Consider the following 15,303-nt stretch of genomic DNA (forward strand, 5'->3'; position numbering starts at 1 on the left):
CGCACTACGAGAGGATGATCTGCGTGACTGAAACGCATGAGTACGACGCGTACTTAGCTGAGCATGACAAGCCGGTGAAGGCCATTAACTGGAACTCCATTCCTGACGAAAAGGACTTGGAGGTCTGGGACCGACTGACTGGTAACTTCTGGCTGCCAGAGAAGATTCCAGTGTCTAACGATATTCCGAGTTGGCGCACGCTGACGGATGAAGAGAAGACCGCGACGATGCGTGTGTTCACCGGCTTGACGCTCTTGGACACGATTCAGGGCACGGTCGGTGCTGTGTCGTTGCTGCCAGATGCGACGTCGCTGCATGAGGAAGCAGTGCTCACCAATATTGCGTTCATGGAGTCTGTCCATGCGAAGTCCTATTCCAACATCTTCATGACGTTGGCGGATACGCCAGCTATCAATGATGCTTTCCGTTGGTCCGAGGAAAACGAAAACCTGCAGCGCAAGGCCAAGATCATCCTGAACTACTACGAGGGTGATGATCCGCTGAAGCGCAAGGTTGCCTCCGTAATGCTGGAGTCCTTCCTTTTCTATTCGGGTTTCTACCTGCCGCTGAACTGGTCGGTGCACTCCAAGCTCACCAACACGGCTGACATCATTCGCCTGATCATTCGTGATGAGGCAGTGCATGGTTACTACATCGGCTACAAGTACCAGCAGGCTGTGCGTCAGGAATCGCAGGAGCGTCAGGATGAGCTGAAGGAGTACACCTTCGATTTGCTCTATGACCTCTATGACAACGAGTGCCAGTACACCGAGGATATCTACGATCCGCTGGGCTGGACCGAAGACGTCAAACGCTTCCTGCGTTATAACGCCAACAAGGCTCTGAATAACCTCGGGTACGAGGGCCTATTCCCAGTGGATGAGACGCGCGTGTCGCCGGCGATCCTGGCGTCCCTGTCCCCGAACGCAGATGAGAACCACGACTTCTTCTCCGGTTCCGGCTCCTCCTATGTCATCGGTAAGGCCGAAGACACTCAGGATGATGACTGGGACTTCTAACTGACAATTGCCTGACGGCCCCGCGTGAAGCTCAACACGCGGGGCCGTCTTTGGCTCTACCTATTCTGGGGTTAGTGGGACCGGTGTAAAGACACAAGAAAGGGACGAAAATATACGGTGAAAGTGCCCGAATGGCCAGGCCAAAAGCCAATCGTGTCCGGCCAGAGTGCCGTGTTCTCGCGATTAGGGGCGTGGATGAGGGGAAGCTGAAGCATGTCTGGCTTTTCACTGCGGTTGGGGGATAAGATGAAGCGGTATTAGCTGCGCTCTATCTATGGCTAGAACGTTGCAGCCCCCCTAAAAGGAGGCTGCAGAGGAAATTGGGCTATAGGTGCGGTCCGGAAAACCTGCCGGTCCGTTGTGTGGCTGAGCATGATAATCAGGAGGAAACGAATGACTGCTGTAGCACCGCGGCTCGATAATGACGCCGCGAATGTTGCACCTTCCCGGCCAGAACCAACCGGGAAGGCACGTAAAGGCACCCGCTTCTGGGACCTCATGACCACCACGGACCACAAACAACTGGGCATTTTCTACATGATTACGTCCTTTATTTGGTTCTTCCTCGGTGGCCTCATGGCACTGCTGATCCGCGCTGAGCTTTTCAACCCGGGTCTGCGGCTGCTCTCCAATGAGCAGTTCAACCAGCTGTTCACCATGCACGGCACCGTGATGCTTCTGGCATTTGGTACGCCGATGGTGTGGGGTTTTGCTAACTTCATCCTGCCGCTGCAGATCGGTGCGCCGGATGTTGCGTTCCCACGTTTGAACGCCTTTGGTTTCTGGATCACCACCGTCGGTGTTATCGCAATGCTTGCTGGCTTTGCTACCCCGGGTGGTGCAGCTGACTTCGGTTGGACCATGTACATGCCACTGGCGGACGCAATCAATACCCCGGGCGTTGGCGCTGACCTGTGGATTATGGGTGTGGGCGCAACCGGTATTGGTACCGTTGCTTCCGCTATCAACATGGTCACCACGGTTCTGACCCTGCGTGCACCGGGTATGACGATGTTCCGTCTGCCGGTGTTCACTTGGACGATCTTCGTTGCGTCAATCCTGGCGCTCCTGATCTTCCCGCTGCTGCTCGCAGCTGCTCTCGGTGTCCTGTATGACCGTAAGCTTGGTGGCCACATCTACGATCCGGCTAACGGTGGCGCCATCCTGTGGCAGCACCTGTTCTGGTTCTTCGGTCACCCTGAGGTGTACGTCCTCGCACTGCCGTTCTTCGGCATTATCTCCGAGATCATTCCGGTCTTCTCTCGTAAGCCGATCTTCGGTTACATCGGCCTGGTCTTCGCAACTCTGGCTATTGGTGGCCTGTCCATGGCTGTGTGGGCGCACCACATGTACGTGACCGGCGCGGTTCTTCTGCCGTTCTTCTCGTTCATGACGTTCCTGATTGCTGTTCCGACCGGCGTGAAGTTCTTCAACTGGGTGGGCACCATGTGGAATGGTCACCTGACGTTTGAGACTCCGATGCTGTGGTCCATGGGCTTCCTGTTCACGTTCCTCTTTGGTGGTCTGACCGGTATTATGCTGGCTTCTCCGCCGCTGGACTTCCAGCTCTCTGACACCTACTTTGTGGTTGCTCACTTCCACTACACCCTGTTCGGGACCATTGTGTTCGCCACCACCGCTGGTATTTACTTCTGGTTCCCGAAGATGACGGGTCGCATGATGGATGAGCGTCTGGGCAAGATCCACTTCTGGCTCGTGTTCATCGGCTTCAACATGACCTTCCTGGTTCAGCACTGGCTGGGCAACATGGGCATGCCGCGCCGCTACGCTGACTACCTGGACACTGACGGCTTCACGCTGCTCAACCAGATCTCCACGGTTGGTTCCTTCATCCTGGGTATCGGCTTCCTGCCGTTCATCTGGAACGTGTACAAGTCCTGGCGCTACGGTGAGATCGTCACTGTTGATGATCCGTGGGGTTACGGCAACTCTCTCGAGTGGGCAACGACTTGCCCGCCGCCGCACCACAACTTCAATTCCCTGCCACGTATCCGCTCTGAGCGTCCGGCCTTCGAGCTGCACCACCCACACATGGTTGAGGCCATGCGTCGGGAGGCTCACACGGGCCACCACGACGCCTAAGGGCTAAGCCCAGCACCCTAGGGGTGCTGTAGCGTGACTCCTGATCGAGGCCCCATTCCACATGGTTGGTGGAATGGGGCTTCGTGCTGTCGTGGGGTAGTTTCAATCTCATGACTTATGAGGTGAGCCTTCAGCCCGGACTTGAATCGGCCGTCATCACGTTGACGGGCGCAGACCGCCCAGGTGTGACCGCGGCGTTTTTCGCAGTGTTGTCGCAGCACGGCGTTCAGTTGCTTGATGTGGAGCAGGCCCAGTTCCGTGGGTACCTTGCCTTGGCGGCTTTTGCTGGTGTGAATCTGTCGATGATGGACGCGCTGCGCCGTGACCTGGAGTCGGCGCCGGAGCTGTCGGATCACACGGTGCGCATTGATACGGAAGAGGAGAAGCTGTCCCCGCAGCGTAAGCGTTCCACGCACGTTGTGGTGGTGTTGGGGGATCCGGTGACGGCGGAGGCGGTCTCGGAAATCGGTCGCGCTTTGGCGGATTTCGGGGCGAATATTGACCGTATTCGGGGGATCTCTGATTATCCAGTGACGGGCTTGGAACTGTCTATCACCATTCCTGGGACTGGTGATGAGGTAAGCCACACGGTGCGCCAGGCGCTGGCGGAGTTGACCTCTGGTTTGGGCGTGGATATTGCGATTGAGCGCTCTGGTCTTGCGCGCCGTTCGAAGCGTTTGGTGTGTTTTGATTGTGATTCCACGTTGATTACGGGCGAGGTCATTGAGATGCTTGCGGCGCATGCGGGACGCGAGGCCGAGGTCGCTCAAGTGACGGAGCGTGCAATGCGTGGTGAGCTTGACTTCGAGGAGTCGTTGCGTGAGCGTGTGGCCACCCTCGCGGGTCTTGATGCGTCGGTTTTGGATGAGGTGGCGCGGGATATTGTTCTTACCCCGGGTGCGCGCACGACGATTCGTACTCTGAAACAGATGGGCTACCGCACGGCGGTTGTGTCCGGCGGGTTCATTCAGGTTCTGGAGCCGATGGCGGAGGAACTTGCCTTGGACTATGTCCGGGCGAATACGCTGGAGGTCGTTGACGGGAAGTTGACGGGCCGGGTGATTGGGAAGATCGTGGATAGGCAAGCGAAGGCTGAGTTCTTGGCTGAGTTCGCCGCGGATTCGGGCTTGCGCATGTCACAGACGGTTGCGGTGGGTGATGGTGCGAATGACATTGATATGCTCACGGCCGCGGGTCTGGGAATTGCGTTTAACGCGAAGCCGGCGCTGCGTGAGGTCGCGGATACTTCGGTGAACCACCCGTTCCTTGACTCGGTGTTGTACATCATGGGTGTGCCGCGCCATGAGATTGATGTGCTCAATGAAGAGCAGGGTATCGACGGTAAGGTTGCGCTCGATTAATGTCGGGCCAGTTACTTATCGACGCCTACCGGACCCTCCACTCCGTAATGGCGGAGCCTTCGCGGGGGAGTGAGGACCCGGCGGACCCAGCGACGGTGCAGGCGATGCAAATTGCTCTGCACATTCCGAAGCAGGATCCGCCGAATCGTGGGGACTTACTCGCCGCGTCAGCCCAGGCCGTCGTGGCGGTGTGTTTGGATCCGCGTGCGGGGTGTGAGGGCGAGTGGCGTGATGCCCTGGCAGGTTGGTATGGCCACCGCATCCGGAAGATCGCGCGGCGTGCCCGTGGTGCGAGTTGGGAGCATGTGCAGGCACTGCGGGGCTGCAGCGCTACGCATGGCACCGCCCAAGCGCGGGCTTTCATCCCGTCCGCGGTCGGGGATGTTCCGCATGACATTGCGAAGCTGCAGATCAAAGGAACAGATCTACCGCATGAGGGCGGGGAGGTGCCCACGGCAGAGGAGATTATCGCTTCATCGGTGCCCACGGTGATCATCGCCGATTCGTTGGGGATGTCCGTTGGCAAAGCCGCAGCCCAGGCTGGCCATGCCTCCATGCTGTTGGCGGCGGCGATGGGGGAGGATTGGGTGCTCGCGTGGGTTGAGGCTGGCTTCCCGCTGGTGGTGCATGAGTTGCCGGACGACGTTTTCAATCAGGTCATTGCAGATGAGGCAACCGTTGAGGTGCAGGACGCAGGTTTCACGGAAGTAGCACCGGGGTCTGTCACGGCAGCGGCATATCCCGGGAGTTTCGGGGGATAGAACCCCCGCAAGCAAAGCTGAAGTTACGTAGCGGACACCAGGCGTTTGAGAGCTTCGCGCACGACGGTTGGGTCGGTGGTCTCCCAGAAGTCCGGCAGAGAGGCGCGGAGGAATTGGCCGTAGCGTTTCGTGGCCAGTCGGCTGTCCAGAACGGAGACCACGCCGCGGTCGCTGGTGCTGCGCAGTAGGCGGCCTGCTCCTTGAGCGAGCAGCAGGGCAGCATGGGTGGCGGAGACTTCCATGAAGCCGGAGCATCCCGCGGCATCAGCAGCGTTGGAACGGGCTTGGAGGAGGGGATCGTCCGGGCGGGGGAAGGGAATGCGATCAATGATCACTTGGGAGAGGGACTTCCCGGGGACGTCTACGCCCTGCCACAAACTGAGTGTGCCGAAGAGACAGACGTTTTCACTCGCGGCGAACTTGTTCACTAGCGCGCCGATGGAATCATCGCCTTGAACGAGAATGTCGACGGGAAGTTTCTTGCGTAGTGTGTCGGCGGCCTCGACGGCGGCGCGTTTGGACGAAAATAGGCCCAACGTCCGCCCACCCGCCGCGGTGATGAGCTCGGCCATCTCTGTGATGGTGTCCTCCCTCAAGCCATCCCGGCCTGGTGGGGGAAGGTGCTTGGCCACGTAGAGGATGCCGGCCCGACGCGGATCAAAGGGGGTGCCAGCATCCAAGGCATCCCAGCTGCCGTTGGGCAGGCCCCAGGCAGAGGCCATGGCGCGGAAATTACCGCCCACGGTCAAGGTGGCGGAGGCGAGCACCACGGTTTGTTCCCCGAAGAGGTTGTCCCGCAGCAGAGTGGATACGGATAGTGGAGCCACAGAGACCGAATCGGAGGTGTCGGAATAACGTTCCACGCGGGTCAACCACACCACGTCGACGTGCTTGGACGGATCTGGCTCATCAAAAACTTCGAGGATGCGAACGATGGAATCGTGCAGCTCACCCAGGTGGTTTTTGAGGTTTTCGCGTTCAGCGAAGGTTTCCGGGTCATTCGTCGCTTCACCCTCGGGCCCGCGGGAGATGGCATCCCGAGTGCGCCACAGGGCGTCACGGACACCGGCGAAGGATGCGCGGGCAGGATCAGAGATCGTTTTCCAGCGGCCGGGGGTTTCGAGGGCGAGGACGGCTGTGAAATCGTCGATAAGCGATTCAAGCTTGCTTTGTTCTGTCTTGGCCTTGAGCTTGCCGGCGCGGCGTGCGGCGAGGGTCAGTGCGCGCGCGGAGATTTCATTCGTGGCTACGGAGGTGACGCGACCGTCGAGCTCGTGGGCCTCATCGATGATAACGGCACTATGCTCAGGCAGAATATTAATGTCGCTCATCGCATCAATGGCGAGCAAGGCGTGATTAGTGACAACGATGTCCACGTCCTGCGTGCGGCGGCGAGCGGCCTCGGCGAAACACTCCTCGCCGTGCGGGCAACGGGTGGCTCCGACGCACTCCGCGGCCGTCACGGACAGCTGACGCCACGCCTGATCCGGCACCCCCGGCTCAAGATCATCACGGTCGCCGGTTTCCGTCTCATCTGCCCACTCGTAGACGCGCTTGATGTGGCGGCCGAGCCAGGAGACATCTTCTTCATCGATGAGCGCTTCATCTTGCTGCGGATCCACCGCCAGTTTGTTCAGGCACAGGTAATTCGAGCGCCCCTTCTGAATGGCAAAGGTCGGCGTGCGCGAGAGCAGCGGGTCAAGCGCTTCGACGAGACGCGGAAGATCGCGCTCCACCAACTGCCGCTGGAGCGCCAACGTGGCCGTGGACACGATCACTGTCGTATCAGTGCCCTGCGCGTGGCGGATCGCGGGAACGAGGTAGGCCAGCGACTTACCCGTACCCGTGCCAGCCTGCACAGCAAGATGACGCTCATTGGTGAGGGCCTTTGTCACTGCCTCCGCCATGGCCACCTGCCCCGGACGTTCCGCCCCGCCAAGGGCTTCCACCGCGGCGGCAAGGAGCTCCTGCGTGCTCAGCGACAGCGGGTCCTGGCCGCTGGCTTTCGTGTCCTTGGTGTCTTTCTCCGTGCCCACTCGTCCCCGCTAGCTTTCCGGGAAACCGATGAAGCGGGTGCGAATGGCAGGTTCATCCCGCGACAGCGCGAGACCTTCCCACGGCAGGGTTTCGCGCTGCTTAGCCAGGTGGGTGCGGGTAGCTTCAAGGTCATCCAACCCATCGACGATCTCCCCGTCACGCATGAGCGGAACGACAAGCTGGCGGTAATCCAGAGTGGTCGGATTTTCCGGCACGTTATTCAGCGGGTACACGATTTCTTCCACGGCAACACCGGAGCCGCGGTAGGTGCGCACAGCCCCCTTCGCGCCACCCTTCATTTGCTTACCGGTTGAACGCTTGGCCACGGGCACTCCGTCCACCTCAACGAGTTTGTACACCATGCCGGCAGTGGGGGCGCCGGAACCGGTGACAACTGAGGTACCCACGCCGTAGCCATCCACCGGATCGGACCGCAGACCGGCGATGGTGAACTCATCCAGGTCAGAAGAAACAATGATCTTGGTGTTGTATGCACCCAGGTCATCCAGTTGTGCGCGGACCCGGCGCGACATGATGCCCAGGTCGCCCGAGTCAATGCGCACGCCACCTAGTTCGGTGCCAGCGACCTCGATGGCGTTGATGACGCCTTGGGTGATGTCATAGGTGTCCACCAGCAAGGTGGTGTCCACTCCGAGGGATTCAATCTGTGCCTTGAAAGCAGCCTTCTCATTCGGCGTGCCATCAGCGTTGGTGTGCAAGAGGGTCCACGCGTGGGCAGCGGTGCCGGCGGCGGGGATGCCGTAGCGCAGGGATGCCTCCATGTTGGAGGTGGAGGAAAATCCAGCGATGTAAGCAGCGCGTGCACCGGTGACGGCGGCTTGCTCATTGGTGCGGCGCGATCCCATCTCCATGATCGGGCGGCCATCAGCAGCGGTGACCATACGGGAAGCGGCGGTAGCTACGGCGGAATCAGCGTTGAGGATGGACAGGATCACTGTTTCCAGAATGCAGCATTCCGCAAAGGTGCCGCGCACCGTCAGGATGGGGGAGTACGGGAAGTACAGCTCGCCTTCTTTGTAGCCGTCGATCTGTCCGGTGAAGCGGTAGTTACGCAGGTAGTCCTTCGTCTCTTCGCTCAAGAAATCGGCGGTGGCGATCTGGTTTTCGGTGAAACGGAAATCTCGCACCGCCTGGATTAGGCGACCAGTGCCAGCGACAACGCCGTAACGGCGCTCATTGGGCAGCTTGCGCCCGAAAACCTCAAAGACGCACTCACGCGAATGGGTGCCATCTTTCATGGAGGCATCGAGCATGGTCAGCTCGTACATATCCGTCAAGAAAGCTGTCGACGGCTGCTGGGACGTGGATGCGGACTCGGGCTGTGTCATGCACACAACACTAGTCGTAGGGGCTGCGAGTGGGGCCAGCACTCGTCCGGACCGTTCAGAGATTGAGATGTTTAGTATTCTTGGCGCCATGAACGGTGTCACACATGAGGTCCGCTTGGGATCCCCCATGGCTACGCCCGAGTTGGACGAAGCGATTGAGATCAATGTTGAAACAGCAGAAAACCTGCCGTGGATGTGCATCGTGTGGGATGACCCGGTGAATCTGCAGAGCTACGTCACCTACGTGTTCCAAACCGTGCTGGGCTATAGCCGCAAGCGTGCACAGGAGCTGATGATGCAGGTGCATACAGAAGGTAAGGCCGTGGTCTCCTCAGGTGAAAAAGATAAGGTCGAAGGTGATGTGAAGAAGCTGCACACCGCTGGCCTATGGGCAACCATGCAGCAGGCCGGCTAAGACTGGCTTTAAAGAGAGGACAGACAACATGCAGCCGTGGCGGCGCAAGAAAGGGCTCATGCGGAGCCCGCGGTTTAGCACCGTGTTTGATCCGATGGAGCGTGAAGTGATCGGTGACCTTACCGCCACCGTCTCCGAAGCACTGATCCAGCGTGCACAGTCCGCGCCGAAGGATGAGCTGGCGGAGATGATGGGCATGGCCGCCGGCCACACCGAAGCGCCGACTGATCCCTCCCTGGCTCGTCTTCTCCCGGATTTCGAGCGCGAGGGGGATGAGGAATTCGATGGCGATAATGCTCTGCTGCGCTCCCTGCATGAAACGGACATCATCAAGGCGAAGCTGACTAACTTGCAGGTGGTTAATGCCGCGCTGGGTCCCACCGGTGGCGTTGCCGTCACCATCGAGGAACATGAGGCCGAACAGTTCATCGCAGCACTCAATGACATGCGCTTGTACGTCTCGGCAGCAGAAGCGCCGACGGAAGCTGCGGAGCAGGACCAAGCCAACCTGGTGGAATGGCTCGCCTACTGCCAGCATTCACTGCTGGAAGCCTTGATGGGGGAGTGACGTGGCTACGGGGGCAGCGTGGCACATCACGCCGGTCGTGTCTGAGTTTTCCGTGCCGGGCCTGAAGCTCGGTCATTGTTCTTTGGGGGACACCGGAGTCACCGCGATCGTGTCCACGGATAGTGCCGGTGCATTGGGTGCTGTGGATGTGCGCGGGGGCGGGCCCGGCACCCGTGAGACGGACTTGCTGGATCCGCACAACAGCGTTGAACGGGTGCATGCCGTGGTGCTTGCAGGTGGATCCGCCTTTGGGCTTGCTGCTGCCGACGGTGCTATGCGGGAGCTGGAAGCCCGTGGCGTTGGCTTCCCCGTTTTCGGTGAAGATAATCCAGGCCCGCGCGTGCCCATCGTGCCTGCCGCCGTCATCTTTGATCTCATCGTGGGCGACCCGAACCACCGACCCAGCGCTGAGGATGGTGCGGCAGCCGTCCGCGCGGCCCTCGATGGTGAACCTGCGGATACCTCCGGCTCGGTCGGGGCCGGCTGCGGCGCTTTGGCCGGTGTGCTCCGTGGTGGATTTGGTCGAGCACAAACCACAGTGAAAAGCGGTGATGGAGACCACGAGTACACCATCGCTGCCGCGGTGGTGGCCAACCCGTTAGGCAGCCCCATTGACCCAGCTACCGGCAGGTTCTACGGCGATCCCACCCGTCCGCCGGTGGACACGCAGGCCTTCGCCCAGTTGGAGCGCCTCACCCCGAAGTTGAACACCACCATCGGTGTTGTGGCCACCACCTGCCCGTTGCCGCCCGCGCAGCTTGAGCGCCTGGCCATGACCGGCCACGATGGCCTGGCACGCGCCGTGCGTCCCGCGCACTCACCGCTCGACGGAGACACGCTCTTTTGCTTATCGACGGCACAGGAAACCCCCACCACCATCCCCGACCCAGAGCTCCTGTACACCCTGTGTGATGCCTCTGCCCGCTGCGTGGAAGCAGCGATTGTAGATGCAGTCGCTTCCGCTGAGTCGGGTTACGGCGTGACGGCCTGGGCCGACATCCTTTCACCAAACCCATTAAGCTAAACCGCACCATGAGCAATTTTTCCCCTTCCGGCCCATACCCCGGCAACCAATACGGCAACCAGCACGGTAACCCGTATGGCGCGCCCTACGGTGGTCTGCCAAACAGGCCGTCCTATCCCGGTCAGCCCACGCAGCCGCGTCATCCGCGGCAGAAATCCCGCGGCAGCCAGATGCGCCTGGGGTTGGTGTATGCGACGGGGTATGTGGCGCTCATTTGGGCAGTGCACATTATCAACGTGTTCCTATTTGGTGGCGTCTTAACCGCGTTTGGCATCCATCCATTGGACACTTCGTCTTTGCCTTTCATTTTCACCTCACCGATCCTGCACGCAAATTTTGAGCACCTCATGTCCAATACGGTTCCGGGGGCGATCTTCGCTTTCCTCATTGGTTATTCCGGTAGCCGAGTGTTTTGGGAGGTCACCGCTTTTGTTGTTGGTATCGGGGGTCTTGGCGTGTGGCTGTTAGGCGGTATTGGTACGAACCATATCGGCGCATCCATGTTGGTATACGGTTGGCTGGGGTACCTGCTTGTTCGTGGCATTTTCAATCGCTCTGCTTCGCAGATTGTGCTTGGTGTTTTTCTGGGTCTGTCGTATTCCGGTTTGGTGTGGGGTGTTCTGCCGTTGACCCCAGGGGTGAGCTGGCAGGCGCATCTCTTTGGGGCACTTGGTGGAATCGCCGCCGGTATCTTCATTACCTCCGATGATCCGCCAGCACTGGCAGCCCGCAAGCAGCAGAAGAAAGCGGTTAAGCAGTCCGCGCGAAATAATATGTAGACAACTATCTAAATGGATTAAGTTTGTGCTGTGTACTGTTCGTTTTGATCAATATGGAACATAAGTTCTTCTAAGTTACTAGTGACTCCCTACGCCAAATGGGGGTATTTCCCTGCATAAATTAAGAAATTTCGCCTGAAACTATGAATTTTCTTAGACTTAAGTTATTCTTAGTTACATGAGCAACATGAATGCACAACTTGGTGGCCTTTCTGCCCATGAAGCTGACGTATGGTCCCGTTTCTGGACCGTGCAAATGCAGCTGCCGGCTTTTCTCGACGCACAGCTGAAGCGTGATGCTGGTGTCGCTTATTTTGAGTTTCATGCACTGCAAAAGATTGCAGAGTCCAAGCGCAAATCGCGCCGCATGACAGACCTGTCCGAGGCAACGGCGATGTCTCTATCCCACCTGTCGCGCGTGGTCACGCGTTTGGAAAAGAAGGGCCTCGTTGTTCGTATTCCGGACCCAAATGATGGCCGTTCAACGTTTGCCACCCTTACCCCGGAAGGCGAAAAGACTGTGAAGTCGGCTCTGCCAGGCCACACCGCTGAGCTGCGCCGCGTTCTCTTTGACAACCTCAACAGCGCTGAGTTGGAGCAGCTTGCTCATGTTTTTGCTCGCATGAATTCCGCGCTCGTCGCTGAGCCGGGGCTCAACGATGTAGCAGTGGCGCCGGAGAACGCCAGCGTGGCGTAGGGGTTGAGCTGAGGATTCGTCGATAAGAAATTAGCTTCTCGTACCGCCCTCACCGTGGGGCGGTACACTTTTCTGCGTGGATAATAATGCGCCAATTGGCATCTTTGATTCTGGTTTTGGGGGACTGACTGTGGCCCGCGCGGTCATGGATCAGTTGCAACAAGAATCGGTGCTGTACATCGGGGATTCGGCGAACGGGCCTTATGGGCCGAAGCCGCTGGCACAGGTGCGTGAACATGCGATGGCGATCGCGGATGGTCTGGTCGAACGCGGCTGCAAGATGATCGTCATTGCCTGCAACACTGCCTCCGCAGCATTTCTGCATGATGCGCGTGAACGCTACAACGTGCCGGTAATTGAGGTAATCAAACCGGCCGTGCGTCGCGCGGTGGCCACCACTCGTAACGGCAAAGTTGGCGTGATTGGCACGGCAGCTACGATCCGCTCCGGCGTTTACCAAGACCTGTTTAATCTGACGCCTTCCGTTGAGGTGACCGCCGCGGCATGCCCAGCTTTCGTGGAGTTCGTGGAACGCGGCATTACTTCGGGCCGGCAGATTCTTGGTGTGGCTCAGGGCTACCTGGAGCCGCTGCAGGCTGCGGGGGTGGACACCCTCGTCCTAGGGTGCACCCATTACCCGTTGCTCTCCGGCGTTATTCAGTTAGCTATTGGTGAGGATGTCACCCTAGTATCCTCTGCTGAAGAAACCGCGAAAGATGTGCTGCGCATCCTCACAGAAAACGACATGTTCGCAGATGAAAGCCACCAGCCCACTCGGGTTTTTGAGTCCACGGGGGACCCGGAAACCTTTAATCGTCTTGCCACACGCTTCCTCGGACCTCACGTGGAGGCCGTGTCACATGAGAAGCTATAAGTGATTTACCCCATGTCAGCTGGGCATCATGGCAGGTCATTTGCGCCCTATGTTTAGGTATTTCCTAAGTTCCATGGCACAGTGATCGCATGAAACTGACTGTTCTCGGATGCACAGGGTCGCTCGCGGCCCCGGGCAACCCCGGATCGTCCTACCTAATCAATGCGCGCGAGGGGGACCCGGGAATTCTCATGGATTTTGGGCCAGGCGCATTGGCGGCGTTGCAGGAAGTCGGCGATCCCTCGGATACGCATCTGCTGTTCAGTCACCTTCACGCTGATCACTGCTCTGATACCGCCTCGCTGTGCGTGTGGCGGCGCTACCATCCCACAGCCCCCGCAATACGGCGCCATATGCTATATGGGCCGAGTTACGCGGCGGAACATTTGGGCCGGATGGGGGCGAATGGTCCGGATGAGATTGATGACCTGTCGGATACTTTCGACGTACGGGCCTGGGTCTCAGGTCAGCCGATACACATTGATGCAGTGACGGTCACACCGTTCGCGGTACTGCACCCAGCGGTGGAATCCCATGCCTTGCGCGTGGAGTCTAAGGACACTGGCAGTGTGATTGCCTATTCTGGCGATTCGGCTTACACGCCTGCGCTCGTTGAAGCTGCGCGTGGGGCTGACCTTTTCCTCTGCGAAGCAGCATGGGGGCCTACTGCTACAGCGGACACCCCACCCGGCATGCACATGTCTGGGCAGGAAGCCGGCCGGCTCGCACGGGAAGCAGGTGTGAATAAGCTCGTTCTCGTGCACATACAGCCGTGGTCTGACAAGTCTGCGACACTGGAAGCCGCGCGGGCGGAATTTGATGGTGAGGTTGTGTTGGGCTGCGCAAAGGATGTCTACGAAGTTTAAACCCGTGGCCTGTAGGCTCGTGGCATGACTGAAGAAAAATCCTTTGTCCGTGCTGACGGTCGCGCGCTCGATGAAATGCGTCCAGTGCGCATTACGCGTGGCTTTACGACGAATCCTGCAGGCTCCGTCCTCGTCGAATTCGGCAACACCCGCGTGATGTGTACCGCCTCCGCTGAAGAGGGCGTGCCCCGGTTCAAGAAAGACACTGGTGAAGGATGGCTCACCGCCGAGTACTCCATGCTGCCGGCAGCAACCCATGAGCGCATGCCCCGTGAATCCATGCGAGGCAAGGTCAAGGGCCGCACCCACGAGATTTCCCGCTTGGTGGGCCGATCCCTACGCGCAGCAGTTGACTTGTCGCAGCTGGGAGAGAACACCATCCAGATCGACTGCGATGTGCTGCAAGCCGACGGTGGCACCCGCACTGCCTCCATCACCGGTGCCTACGTTGCTTTGGCTGATGCGATCGCCTACCTCAAGGAGCGCGACCTCGTTCCAGGCGAGCCCCTCCAACCACCAGTGGCCGCTGTGTCCGTGGGCATTGTGGACGGCCGAGTGAGCCTTGATCTGCCCTACGAAGAAGACTCCCGCGCAGAGGTGGACCTAAACGTTGTGATGACAGAGTCCGGCAACTTCGTCGAAGTGCAAGGCACCGGTGAACACGGCCTGTTCGGCCGAGACCAGCTCAACGCGATGCTCGACTCCGCGGAGAAAGGCTGCTACGAACTCATCACCGCACAGAAGGCGGCACTGGGGTGGTAAACACACCGTTGAAAATCCTGGTTGCCTCCGGTAACGCGAAGAAACTCCACGAGCTCGAAGCTGTCCTAGCGGAATGCGCCATTGAGGGTGTGGAACTTGTTTCGCTCAAGGATGTGGAGCCGTATCCGGAACCCGCTGAAACAGGTTTAACGTTTGCGGAGAACGCCCTGATCAAGGCACGCGCAGGTGCCACCGCCACGGGACTGGCATGCGTTGCAGATGATTCAGGCCTCGCCGTTGACGCTCTCAACGGCATGCCGGGTGTTCTGTCCGCACGCTGGTGCGGCACCCATGGCGATGACCAGGCCAACAACAACCTTCTGTTGGCGCAGATGAACGACATCGAGCACCGTACCGCCGCCTTTGTTTCGTGCTGCGCCCTCGTGGTCCCCGCCGCCCTGACAGCCAACGGACAACCCCGTGAGACCACGGCGGAAGGCCGCTGGGAAGGAGCCCTGCTCCGCGAACCCCGCGGTGAAAATGGCTTCGGCTACGACCCTCTGTTTGAACCAGCTGACTGCCCCGGCCGCTCCTCCGCCGAACTCAGCCCGGAGGAGAAGAACGAACGCTCCCACCGCGGCAAAGCACTGCGCGAGCTTGCGCCCGCGATCGCCGCACTGGTGGGAGCCTAAAGCGAGGGGTGCGTAGCAAAAAGTGTGTCACGTGCCGGCCTGTCGTGGTCGGTTTT

Annotated in this window: 15 protein-coding genes; 13 read left to right on the top strand and 2 right to left on the bottom strand. The window is 59.4% G+C overall.

Going from position 1 to position 15,303, the window contains the following annotated elements:
- Nucleotides 1-14 precede the first annotated feature (14 nt).
- The 4 genes from nrdF to HMPREF2129_RS08110 all read left to right on the top strand — a co-directional run bounded on the left by nrdF (nt 15) and on the right by HMPREF2129_RS08110 (nt 5,244).
- Nucleotides 15-1,019 (top strand): class 1b ribonucleoside-diphosphate reductase subunit beta, encoded by a 1,005-nt coding sequence (nrdF, locus tag HMPREF2129_RS08095; protein ID WP_034665267.1) that lies wholly within the window; start codon nt 15-17, stop codon nt 1,017-1,019.
- 393 nt (nt 1,020-1,412) lie between these two features.
- Nucleotides 1,413-3,122 carry an aa3-type cytochrome oxidase subunit I gene (ctaD, locus tag HMPREF2129_RS08100; RefSeq protein WP_034665269.1) on the top strand — a complete coding sequence of 570 codons (1,710 nt, stop codon included), beginning with the start codon at nt 1,413-1,415 and terminating at the stop codon, nt 3,120-3,122.
- A gap of 110 nt (nt 3,123-3,232) precedes the next feature.
- Complete coding sequence (gene serB / locus HMPREF2129_RS08105) at nt 3,233-4,483, top strand: phosphoserine phosphatase SerB (protein ID WP_084576698.1); 1,251 nt, start codon at nt 3,233-3,235, stop codon at nt 4,481-4,483.
- Nucleotides 4,483-5,244 (top strand): peptidyl-tRNA hydrolase, encoded by a 762-nt coding sequence (locus HMPREF2129_RS08110; RefSeq protein ID WP_034665272.1) that lies wholly within the window; start codon nt 4,483-4,485, stop codon nt 5,242-5,244. Before serB ends, HMPREF2129_RS08110 begins: the two co-directional genes overlap by 1 nt.
- A gap of 23 nt (nt 5,245-5,267) precedes the next feature.
- On the opposite strand, the gene HMPREF2129_RS08115 is transcribed toward HMPREF2129_RS08110, so the two are convergent.
- Nucleotides 5,268-7,280 carry an ATP-dependent DNA helicase gene (locus HMPREF2129_RS08115; protein WP_052093032.1) on the bottom strand — a complete coding sequence of 671 codons (2,013 nt, stop codon included), beginning with the start codon at nt 7,278-7,280 and terminating at the stop codon, nt 5,268-5,270.
- Between the two features lie 9 nt (nt 7,281-7,289).
- Nucleotides 7,290-8,630: a nicotinate phosphoribosyltransferase gene (locus tag HMPREF2129_RS08120; protein ID WP_034665275.1), complete on the bottom strand. Its 1,341-nt coding sequence runs from the start codon at nt 8,628-8,630 to the stop codon at nt 7,290-7,292.
- An 88-nt stretch (nt 8,631-8,718) separates the two neighbouring features.
- Between HMPREF2129_RS08120 and clpS the strand changes: the two genes are divergently transcribed.
- From clpS to rdgB, 9 genes are all read left to right on the top strand, one after another.
- Entirely contained in the window at nt 8,719-9,045 is a 327-nt protein-coding gene (gene clpS, locus HMPREF2129_RS08125; protein WP_084576706.1) for an ATP-dependent Clp protease adapter ClpS, read from the top strand.
- Nucleotides 9,046-9,073: 28 nt separating this feature from the next.
- On the top strand, nt 9,074-9,613 hold the full coding sequence (locus HMPREF2129_RS08130; RefSeq protein WP_034665276.1) for a DUF2017 domain-containing protein: 540 nt from the start codon (nt 9,074-9,076) through the stop codon (nt 9,611-9,613).
- 1 nt (nt 9,614) lies between these two features.
- On the top strand, nt 9,615-10,637 hold the full coding sequence (locus tag HMPREF2129_RS08135; RefSeq protein ID WP_232218129.1) for a P1 family peptidase: 1,023 nt from the start codon (nt 9,615-9,617) through the stop codon (nt 10,635-10,637).
- A gap of 8 nt (nt 10,638-10,645) precedes the next feature.
- Complete coding sequence (locus HMPREF2129_RS08140; protein WP_084576700.1) at nt 10,646-11,416, top strand: rhomboid family intramembrane serine protease; 771 nt, start codon at nt 10,646-10,648, stop codon at nt 11,414-11,416.
- A gap of 178 nt (nt 11,417-11,594) precedes the next feature.
- A complete protein-coding gene (locus HMPREF2129_RS08145) occupies nt 11,595-12,113 on the top strand; it encodes a MarR family winged helix-turn-helix transcriptional regulator (RefSeq protein WP_034665279.1) in 519 nt (172 codons plus the stop codon).
- A 76-nt stretch (nt 12,114-12,189) separates the two neighbouring features.
- On the top strand, nt 12,190-12,987 hold the full coding sequence (gene murI / locus HMPREF2129_RS08150) for a glutamate racemase (protein ID WP_034665281.1): 798 nt from the start codon (nt 12,190-12,192) through the stop codon (nt 12,985-12,987).
- Nucleotides 12,988-13,076: 89 nt separating this feature from the next.
- Nucleotides 13,077-13,853 carry an MBL fold metallo-hydrolase gene (locus tag HMPREF2129_RS08155; RefSeq protein ID WP_034665284.1) on the top strand — a complete coding sequence of 259 codons (777 nt, stop codon included), beginning with the start codon at nt 13,077-13,079 and terminating at the stop codon, nt 13,851-13,853.
- Between the two features lie 24 nt (nt 13,854-13,877).
- Nucleotides 13,878-14,615: a ribonuclease PH gene (gene rph / locus HMPREF2129_RS08160; RefSeq protein ID WP_034665285.1), complete on the top strand. Its 738-nt coding sequence runs from the start codon at nt 13,878-13,880 to the stop codon at nt 14,613-14,615.
- Between the two features lie 8 nt (nt 14,616-14,623).
- Nucleotides 14,624-15,247 (top strand): RdgB/HAM1 family non-canonical purine NTP pyrophosphatase, encoded by a 624-nt coding sequence (gene rdgB, locus HMPREF2129_RS08165; RefSeq protein WP_034665314.1) that lies wholly within the window; start codon nt 14,624-14,626, stop codon nt 15,245-15,247.
- Nucleotides 15,248-15,303 lie beyond the last annotated feature (56 nt).

This window comes from Corynebacterium tuscaniense DNF00037, assembly GCF_000759055.1.
Lineage (GTDB): Bacteria > Actinomycetota > Actinomycetes > Mycobacteriales > Mycobacteriaceae > Corynebacterium > Corynebacterium tuscaniense.

Bases quoted from the DNA above. Each gene is read 5' to 3' on its own strand.
- nrdF (WP_034665267.1), top strand. From the start codon at position 15: ATGATCTGCGTGACTGAAACGCATGAGTACGACGCGTACTTAGCTGAG.
- ctaD (WP_034665269.1), top strand. From the start codon at position 1,413: ATGACTGCTGTAGCACCGCGGCTCGATAATGACGCCGCGAATGTTGCA.
- serB (WP_084576698.1), top strand. From the start codon at position 3,233: ATGACTTATGAGGTGAGCCTTCAGCCCGGACTTGAATCGGCCGTCATC.
- HMPREF2129_RS08110 (WP_034665272.1), top strand. From the start codon at position 4,483: ATGTCGGGCCAGTTACTTATCGACGCCTACCGGACCCTCCACTCCGTA.
- HMPREF2129_RS08120 (WP_034665275.1), bottom strand. From the start codon at position 8,630: ATGACACAGCCCGAGTCCGCATCCACGTCCCAGCAGCCGTCGACAGCT.
- clpS (WP_084576706.1), top strand. From the start codon at position 8,719: ATGAACGGTGTCACACATGAGGTCCGCTTGGGATCCCCCATGGCTACG.
- HMPREF2129_RS08130 (WP_034665276.1), top strand. From the start codon at position 9,074: ATGCAGCCGTGGCGGCGCAAGAAAGGGCTCATGCGGAGCCCGCGGTTT.
- HMPREF2129_RS08140 (WP_084576700.1), top strand. From the start codon at position 10,646: ATGAGCAATTTTTCCCCTTCCGGCCCATACCCCGGCAACCAATACGGC.
- HMPREF2129_RS08145 (WP_034665279.1), top strand. From the start codon at position 11,595: ATGAGCAACATGAATGCACAACTTGGTGGCCTTTCTGCCCATGAAGCT.
- HMPREF2129_RS08155 (WP_034665284.1), top strand. From the start codon at position 13,077: ATGAAACTGACTGTTCTCGGATGCACAGGGTCGCTCGCGGCCCCGGGC.
- rph (WP_034665285.1), top strand. From the start codon at position 13,878: ATGACTGAAGAAAAATCCTTTGTCCGTGCTGACGGTCGCGCGCTCGAT.